The 9,259-nt window shown below is 28.3% G+C and carries 9 protein-coding genes; all 9 read right to left on the bottom strand.

The annotated features are described in order from the left end of the window. Positions 1 to 1,213 (bottom strand): hemolysin family protein (locus OL66_RS02895; RefSeq protein WP_034172394.1); only part of this gene is annotated, 1,213 nt, incomplete at its 3' end. 487 nt (positions 1,214 to 1,700) lie between these two features. Next, entirely contained in the window at positions 1,701 to 4,160 is a 2,460-nt protein-coding gene (priA, locus tag OL66_RS02890; RefSeq protein WP_034172393.1) for a replication restart helicase PriA, read from the bottom strand. A 158-nt stretch (positions 4,161 to 4,318) separates the two neighbouring features. After that, a complete protein-coding gene (locus tag OL66_RS02885; RefSeq protein ID WP_238568811.1) occupies positions 4,319 to 5,209 on the bottom strand; it encodes an ATP-dependent metallopeptidase FtsH/Yme1/Tma family protein in 891 nt (296 codons plus the stop codon). Further along, positions 5,178 to 5,657: an AAA family ATPase gene (locus OL66_RS04190; protein ID WP_052177954.1), complete on the bottom strand. Its 480-nt coding sequence runs from the start codon at positions 5,655 to 5,657 to the stop codon at positions 5,178 to 5,180. The genes OL66_RS02885 and OL66_RS04190 overlap by 32 nt, the downstream gene beginning before the upstream one ends. Before the next feature lie 12 nt (positions 5,658 to 5,669). Beyond that, a complete protein-coding gene (locus tag OL66_RS04185) occupies positions 5,670 to 6,263 on the bottom strand; it encodes a hypothetical protein (protein WP_034172392.1) in 594 nt (197 codons plus the stop codon). Beyond that, positions 6,260 to 6,493, bottom strand: a complete 234-nt coding sequence (locus OL66_RS02875; protein WP_034172391.1) for a hypothetical protein — start codon at positions 6,491 to 6,493, stop codon at positions 6,260 to 6,262. The genes OL66_RS04185 and OL66_RS02875 overlap by 4 nt, the downstream gene beginning before the upstream one ends. A gap of 23 nt (positions 6,494 to 6,516) precedes the next feature. After that, complete coding sequence (locus OL66_RS02870) at positions 6,517 to 7,317, bottom strand: AAA family ATPase (RefSeq protein ID WP_052177953.1); 801 nt, start codon at positions 7,315 to 7,317, stop codon at positions 6,517 to 6,519. A gap of 17 nt (positions 7,318 to 7,334) precedes the next feature. Then, on the bottom strand, positions 7,335 to 8,126 hold the full coding sequence (locus OL66_RS02865) for a hypothetical protein (protein ID WP_034172390.1): 792 nt from the start codon (positions 8,124 to 8,126) through the stop codon (positions 7,335 to 7,337). Positions 8,127 to 8,531: 405 nt separating this feature from the next. Beyond that, positions 8,532 to 9,259: IS3 family transposase (locus OL66_RS02860; protein WP_034172389.1), on the bottom strand; the 728-nt coding region annotated here is incomplete at its 5' end.

Genomic DNA, 9,259 nt, shown 5'->3' with positions numbered 1-9,259 from the left:
CTAAGATTGTAAATTTAAAATTCTTGTAAATGATTTCGGTATTTTTGTCATTTGGTTTGGGGAATCTTCCCAATTGTCCTATTAAAAAACCACTTAAAGTATCATAATCTTCAGTGTTAAATTCTAATTTAATTGCTTCTGCGACCTCTTCTAAATCAGCAAATCCATTAACAATATATTCATTTTTGGCAACTTCTTTAATCATTAGCTCTTCGTTGTCGTATTCATCCGAAATTTCACCTAAGATCTCTTCAATTAAATCCTCAAAAGTAATTATTCCAGCTGTGCCACCATATTCGTCAATTACTATTGCCATATGGGTTTTGGTTTTTTTCATTTCGCGGAAAAATTCATTAGTATTTTTTGTATCTGGGACCAAATAAGGTTTTCTAATGAATTTTTTCAAATCAAAAATTTTATTTGGGTTTGAGGACATTAAATAATTAAAAATATCTTTAACATGTAAAATGCCTATAATATTATCAATACTATTTTCATAAACTGGAAAACGTGTGTATTTTTCATTTTGGATAGTTTTAATTAATTCTTTTTTGGTAATTTCAACATCAATTGCAACTACTTCGGTGCGGTGGCGCATTACTTCAGAAATGTTTGTGTGATCAAATTCAAAAATATTTTGAATCATTTTATTTTCATCTTTGTCAATGATGCCTTTTTGATAACTTGAAGTTAACATTAAGCGTAGTTCGTCTTCTGAGACTTGTATGCTATTTTTGTTAGGATTTAGTCCGAAAACAATAAGAAAAAGATTACTTACTTGAGTCAAAATCCAAACCAAAGGCGTAATTAACCAAGCAATTAAGGAAATAGAACCAGAAAAAAGATAAGCAATTTTGGAAGGTGCATGCATTGCTATGCGTTTAGGAATTAATTCTCCAAAAATAATAGAAAGGGTAATAATTAAAGCCTCAATTCCGATGTTATGTAATGAAAAATGCCCTTCTGTTTCTCTTAGCCAACAAGATGTTACAATATTTCCTTGAAAAAAAGTAATGATGTGAATCATAATTTGAATTACTGATAAAAAAGTGGTTGGTTTGGCTTTGATTTTTTTGACTCTTAGAGCATTTTTATTGCCCTTTTTGATATCTAATTCAATTTTGCTTTCGTTAGTAGAAATAAAAGATATTTCGCAAGCTGCAAAAAAAGCATTTAATGCGATTAAAATAATCAATATGACTATCGGATTCATAAGAAAAAACACCTTTTGGCATTAATGCACATTTTTTTATTTGCTAAATTTGATTTTTTACCTACAAACGTCTTTTTTTCAAAGATCTTTATTGTGCTCAATTTTATACTATCACTATCGTCCATATTTTTTTGAAACAACACCTCGCTTTTAATTTATATTTTTAATAACTAACTGATTTCATTTTAACATAAATAATAAAAAATGTCAATTTATAAAGTAAAATAATTGCTGGTTTTTCATTGGTTTTTGCTCGCTTTTTGTGGTACATATTTTTTTGTTAATGGAAAATAAAAGCAATAAAAAAGAATAGTAATTTTATTTGGGTGTTTCTTTTGGTTTTGTGATTTTTTTGTGATTTGTGGTAATTGAAAAAATTGATGACTATTTTCAAAAACTTCTGTTTGCTATTATTGTTGCCTTTTGGTTTGGCGTTTCTTTTTTGCCTCCATGCAATTTTAATTTATCTTTGGATTTTATAATTTGTTTACAATAAATTAGCAAACCTATCAAAAATAATTAAAGCATCTTGGTGAATGTTGTTTTCCAAAATAAAATCTAGATCCAAAGGCCAAATGCTATATTTTAGTGTCAATAAACAGCGATAACGGTTATTTTTTTTAGGAATAAGTGATAAAACAGGACCTAAAACAGTTATTTTGTGTGAAAAGCGATTGGCCAATACTGCTTTGATGCGGTAAGCAATATCAAAAGTTTTTTTAAAATCTTTATGAGAGATTAAAATTTGGCTCAGGTATCCAAATGGAGGGTTTTGTGATATTTTTCTTTCTTCTAAAAGTTGTCTCAAAAACTCCTTTTCTTCATATTTGACTGCCGCATTAATTGCAAAATGGTCTATATTATAGCTTTGCACAATTACTTTGCCTTGTTCTTTTCTGCCACAACGTCCTGCTGCTTGAATGAGTAATTGAAAGGTTTTTTCTGAGCCTTTAAAACTAGGAATTTTGAGTAAAGAATCTGCCATTAAAATACCTACTAAAGTAACTTTGTGAAAGTCAAGTCCTTTGGCAATCATTTGAGTTCCTAACAAAATATCTGCTTTTTCTTGATTAAAATCGTTCCATAATTTTTCGTATTGACTAATTTTTGTGATAGTATCTGAATCAAATTTGATAAGTCTTGCTTGCAAAAATTCTTTTTGGAGATAAGCTTCGATGTATTCGATACCAACGCCTACTTCTTTTATTTGTTCTTTGGAGCAGCGCATGCATTTTGGTGTAAATTGCTCTTTATAGTTGCAATGACTACATTTTAATAGTTCTTGTTTTTGATAAAAAGTAAGGCTATTGTTGCATTTATGGCATTTGGGGACAAAGCCGCAAAAACGACATAAAACAAATGGTGCAAAACCTTTAGTGTTGATAAATAAAATGGCTTGTTGTTGTTTGGCTAGAACTTCCCTTAATGCATGTTTGAGGGTTTGGGAAAAAGGTTCTAAATTGCCTTTTTTTAATTCTTCTTTCATGTCTACAAGTTCGATGGTAGGTAAAGCATCAATTAAAGCTCTTTTGGTAAGGCTTAAAAGTTGATAATTTTGTTGTAAAACTTGATAATGACTTTCCAAAGAAGGAGTAGCGCTTCCTAAAATTAAAGGAATTTTGTGGTATTTAGCCCTTATTTGTGCCAAGGTTCTTGCATCATAAGTGGCGCGCTCTTTTTCTATTAAAGCCTCGTCGTGTTCTTCGTCAATGATGACAATTCCTAAATTATTTAAAGGAGCAAAAATAGCACTACGAGTGCCTAAAACAATGCAGGCTTGTTGTTCTTTGATTTTTAAAAATTGGTCTAAATGTTCTTTGGGGCTTAAATAACTGTGTAAAATAGCTATATTTTTGTTTGTGAATTTGGCTTGGAGGCGTTGCATTAAAGGAGCTATTAACATTACTTCAGGTACCAATAATAAAACTTGTTTATTTTGATTGAGAACTTTGGTAATTAAATGGAGATAAATTTCAGTTTTGCCTGAGCCTGTTTTTCCGTATAAAAGATAAGTTTTGTGGTAGTTAAGATTTATTTTTTGTGCTATTTGTTGTTGTTCTTCATTCAAAATTATTTTTTTGTCTTCTGCAAGTAAATCAAAGTTGTGATTTAGAACTATACTTATTTTTTGTTCTGTTTGTAAAAGAATCTTTTTGCGGATTAAGGATTGAATAATGCTGTTTGAAGTCAATTCTAAGGCTTTTTTTCTTGTGATTTCTTGAGTTTTTATTTTTGGTTTGCTATGTTTGATTTCATTTGAGCTTGTTTTATCTAACATTTTTAAAGGTTTTAAAGGTTTTAATTGTTTTAATTCTTTTAATTTTGCAATAAAATCTTTTTGCTTGGGTGTTAATTTTATATCTTTTTGTTCACTTAATTGCGGATTAAGGTGGTAAATGCATATTTTTTTTTCAGTGTTTTTTTCTTTGAGTTGTAAAATATCTTTGATTATGACAATTTTTTTCTTAGATAGTTTTGTAAAATGTTCTAATAGTTTTTCTTGCGATTTGTTTTTGGGATTTAAAAAAAGTTCCTTTTTGTTTGCGAAAAAAACTTTGAGATTTTCAGGAAATAACTCCTTATTTATAATTTTAATTTCTTTTAAAAAAGATTTTACAAATTCTTTGGGGAAAATAGTTTCATAAACTAAGGCTTTAATAATGAAAGGAGTTTTTAACATTTCTTGGGATAATAAAAAAAATTCTTGATCAAAATAAGGAGTTTCATCTAAAATAGTTATTATTTCTTTTAAGTTCTTATTGAACTTGCTATTTTCTTTTAAATTGATAATATAGCCTAAGCGTTGCGAATTAGCATTACCAAAAGGAACTACAACTCTCATTGCTTTTTTGATTATCTTTTCAAAATGGGGTGGTACCAAATAATCAAAAGGTTTGTTAATTCCTTGATATGTAGTTTTTATATCTATAATTATTTCAGCTATCAATTTTTTATCCTTGCTTTCCTTATTGCTTTAGTTTTTGAGGGTTTGATACTTCAATTATAACAAAATTATAAATCATTTGGGATTAATAAAAAAAGAGACTTTAAAAAGCCTCTTTACGATTTGTTTGATTGTAATTAATGTGTGTAAACGATTTTAATTTATTTTTTTACAGTAGCTAATTTATTTTTGTTAGGTTTATTACCTACTTTGGTTTTAGTTTTTTCAGAATTTTCTTTTTGTGCTTTTGGTTGTTGTGTCTCATCTAAAGCATAAATTTCTTTTTGAATTAAAGTATCTTTATCTAATAAAGCTTGGGTTATTTTTTCTACTAATACTTTATTTTTTTCTAAAATGTTTTTAGCTTGTTTGTAGCATTCATCTACTATTTTTTTAATTTCTTGGTCTACTTGATAACGAGTTTGTTCGGAACATTTTTCAAAGTTAATATATCCTAAAGGACTAATTCCTGAATAAGCCACCATCCCAAAAGCAGTGCGAGTAGCTTGTTTAAGATCGGAATACACTCCATTAGTTCTAGCTTTAGAAAAGAGTTCTTCAGCGGCTGCTCCACCTAAGGCAACAACGATGTTATAGGTGAGTTGTTTTTCGGTATTGCAAAAATATTCTTTATCAGATGTAGGCCACATATAACCTAGAGCGCCTCCTCTTGGAGTAATAGTGAGGGTTCTTACTTTTTCAGAACTATGAGGGTGCTTCATTACAATTACGGCGTGTCCTGCTTCGTGGTAAGCTGTCATTTTTCTTTCTATTTCATGAATAACTAAAGATTTTTTGGCAGGTCCCATATAAACTTTTTCAACTGACTCTTCTAATTCATCCATAGTAATAAAAGCTTTTTGGTTTTTGGCTGCTAAAAGAGAGGCTTCATTAAGAACAGCTGCAAGTTGGGCTCCATTCATTCCTGGAGTTCTTTTAGCTAAATGGCTAAAATCCACTAAAGGGTCTATTTTTTTGTTACGAGCATGAATTTTTAAGATTGCTTCTCTAGCTTTTACATCAGGAAGGATATACTTGAATAGTTCTATCAAAACGTCCAGGGCGAAGCAAAGCAGGATCTAGAGTATCAGCTCTATTAGTTGCAGCTACTACAATTACTCCTCTATTTTGGTTAAAACCGTCCATTTCAGTAAGTAATTGGTTAAGTGTTTGGTCTTTTTCGGAATTTCCTCCTTCTCCTGAATTACTTCTTTTTCCTCCTAAAGCATCTATTTTATCGATAAAAACGATACAAGGAGCATTATTTTGTGCTTCTTTAAATAATTTTCTTAAGCGTGCTGCTCCAACTCCTACATACATTTCAACAAATTCGGAGCCAGATGCTGAATAAAATGGCACTCCTGCTTCTCCTGCAAGAGCTTTTGCAAGTAAGGTTTTACCTGTTCCCGGAGGACCTTCTAATAAAACTCCTCGTGGGATTCGTGCTCCTAAAGTGATATATTTTTTAGGATTTTTTAAGAAATCAACTAATTCTTTCATTTCTTCTTTAGGTTATTGGTTTCCCGCAACGTCTTGGAAAGTTAATTTGCTTTTTTGTTTCATAGAGGAAGTTTTGTTGTTTTTAGAACCAGCTCTTTTTTGTAATAAGAAATTATTAAAAATATAAAACATCCATAAAGCTGATGAAAAAATACTTAAAATACCAAAAGTATTAGATAAACCGTTGGTTAAATATTCTTGGGAATTAGTCATTAAATGATTTTTAGGTTTTTTATCTTCAAAAACTTCTTCGCCGTCTTCTTTATAGATTTTTTTACTTTCTTCTAGTAATTTATCTTGCAAAGTGCGATACATAATATCATCCATATAAGCATAAGCAACATCTTCATTTTTATAATAGACTTCTATTTTATGAATAGTACTTTGTTTAAAGGAACTATGTCCTAAATTAATAATTTTAATTTTTTCGATATCTTCGTAATTATCTTTAGTCACTTTGTCAATTAAAACAAATGGCATATATTCTTTTTTATTGTCTTTATTAAACCATTGGTGATTAATTTCTTTAATTGATAAAAATAAAACTAATGCTAAAATGACAGTAATACAACTCCATTTAATGATTTTATTTATTATTTTATTCATAAAAAGCCTCGTAATCTTTTGTTTTTCAAGTATTTTTTAAAATAATATATTAAAACAAACATAACTATTGTAAATGCTACCAAAGCACATGACACTTTGATTAATAAACTTAAATTAAATGCAGGGTTAGTTTTGGTTGGTAAAAGTTGATTTTTATTGGCATCTTGTAAAACTCTTTGAAAACCTTGTTCTAGATTATCAGCAGTTAAATAGGAATGATTTTGTCTCATAGCTGCTAAAGCACTTTCAGAAACTAAAGCTTTAATTGAACAGGGCTGAATTTATTATCATAACATTTTTGACTTAAATCTTTTAAAATTTGGGGTTTTAGTTTGCCATTTTGATCTTTTATATCATTGTGTAATTCTTGATCTTTGACAAAAAAGTCTAAAAATTCTTCTAACTCTTCAGGTTTAGGCAAATCTAATTTAAGTTTCCTTTCTAATCTTTCAGGTCTTAACAAAGCTTTATCTAGTACATCAGGGCGGTTAGTTGCTCCAATAACTAAAATTGGTTTAGAAGGGTCTCTATCTTTGGAATTAAAACCATCTAGTTCTGTTAATAATTGATTAAGTGTTTTATCATAAGCCCCAGAACCTCCCTTACTGCCGTCATCTGACCTTTTGGCACCTACTGCATCTATTTCATCAATAAAAATAATACATGGTTGGTTAGATTCTTTTGCTTCTTTGAATAATTCCATTACTTTATTTACGCCTGTTCCTATATATTTGTCTTGTTGGAATTCAGAACCACTCCTATATAAGAATTTTACTCCTGCTTCTTTAGATAATTCTTTAGCTAAAAAAGTTTTACCAGTTCCTGGGTGACCGTAGAATAAATAACCTTTAGGAACTTTAATTCCCATATCTTGGTATTGTCTAGGGTTTTTAAAAAAATGGAATAATTCTTTAAGTTCTTTTTTAGTTTCTTTAGCTCCTTTAACATTGGATAAAAATTCTTTAGTGTCATCTTGTAAAGAAATAAAATCTTTAAAATAAAGTGGAATAGAATCTGTGATAATGGAATTCAATCCGTTATTTAAATTTTTCATTTCTTGGTTTAGTTTAGCTAAATTATCTTGTAGAAATACTTGTTTAATAATCCTATTTTATCTTTACCTTTTTGAGATAAGGTAGTATTTGTGGTTTGTATTTGTTCGTTGTGATCTTTTTTAATTTGTATTTTAGTATCAAATTTAAATAAATGTTCTAATAAAGCTTTAAAATCAAGTTCTTTATTAATTGTTTCTAGATTCCAGCGGTTTTGTAAATTATTCTTATCTTCTTGTGATAATTGAGAATATTTATTTTGATAATTAGTTTGTATTTCTTCTTGTTTTATAAATATGCGCTGTACTAACTTATCTAATGATCCTATTTTTTCCTTATTTAGATTAGTAATTTTAGTTTCTAAAAGATAAAAATTTTGTTCTAAAAAAACAGTTGTATCTTGTTTTAAATTTGAGTATTGGTTATATAATGATAAATTAGTATCTTTGTTTTGAGCATTTAGGTCAAATTGTTCGCTAATTTGTTCAAAGCGTTTTTGTAGATCATAAGAATGTCTATTAAAATCTAATAATTTTAAATTAAGGCTATCTAGATCTTTTAATATTTGATCTAAATTTTTTACTTCATTTTTGAGAGGAAATAAATTGCTTTTTGTAGTAGTGTTGTCATTAGGATTTGTGTTTGTGTTTTGGTCTTGTGGTTGTGCTTGTGAAAGAGGAGAATTAGAAGCTGTTATTGTGTTTGGAGAAGTAGAAACAGAAGCAGAATTGGGTTGTGATGCTTGTGGTGTTGTCTGTGATTGGGGTTGTTCTTCGTTTGATGTTAAATAATCAAATCCTCTTTTTAACAATTTTATGCCTCGTGAAAATATAGTTTCTTGTTCTTGTTCATTATCTTTTGCATTATAAGGTTCATTATGAAGTGTTCCGTTTTTTAATACAATTTTTCATTTTAAAATTGTTCTTTAAGGCTAAAAAATAAGTTGATAATTTCATATCTTTTCAAACTAAGGAAATATTTTGTTGAATTAAAAAAAGTGTCTAAATTTTTTTTGATAATTCTTTAGTTTCAAAAGATATTTTTTTAAATATTTTATCTTTACACTATCTAGTTAGGTAAAAAAAGTGAAAAAGTCGTCAACAAAATGAAAAGAAAATGATATTTGATATAAATTTAACATTTTTCTTTAAAAAAGGCGCACTAAAGTAACCTTTTTCAAGGTTATATTATTTTATATGTTAATGCAATTAAAAATTTATCTCAGATTTTTAGAATATTGAAATGGAGTTGAATGGTTTAATTTACTTAAAATCCACTTATTATTCCAAAATTTTGGAAAATGATTGATTATTTTTTTAACTTTTTCAGGTGATTTTTGAAATAAAAAAGGATGTTGATGTTGTAAGATAGTTTTCATTTGGCCGAAAAAGTTTTCAATGACAGCGTTATCACGAGGAGTAGCTTTTCTTGACATGCTAATTAAAAAACCTTTTTTTGTTAAAGTTTGTTGAATTTTTAATGATTGATAAACTGTTCCTTGATCGGAGTGAATAATACAAGGATTACTAATTTTCGGTAATTTTTTAATAGTATTTAAAACTAAATCTTTATTTTGGTGGTTTGAAGTGTGAGAAGCAATAATTTGGTTGTTAAAAGAGTCTATGATGCAAGAAAAATATAAAAAACCTTGATTAGTTTTGAAATAAGTGATATCAGTAAAGAGTTTTTGGAGGGGGTTGGTTGAATTAAAATTTTGATTGATTAAATTAGGAATCACTTGAAGATTATTTTTTAAATTGCGATAAGTAAAATGTTTTTTGATTCTTAAACGACAACTAATGTCGTTTTTTCTCATAATGTTATAAATTTTTTTCTTGGTAATGTTTTCGTTAAAAGTTTTTTGGTATAAATCAGTGATTTTACGATGACCGCAAAAATATTTTTCTTGTAAACATAAAGCTTTGATGCGATTTTGTTGTAATA

The sequence above is a fragment of the Chrysanthemum yellows phytoplasma genome (assembly GCF_000803325.1).
In the GTDB taxonomy this organism is placed as follows: domain Bacteria; phylum Bacillota_I; class Bacilli_A; order Acholeplasmatales; family Acholeplasmataceae; genus Phytoplasma; species Phytoplasma asteris.
This window is presented reverse-complemented; position numbering and strand designations above follow the sequence as displayed.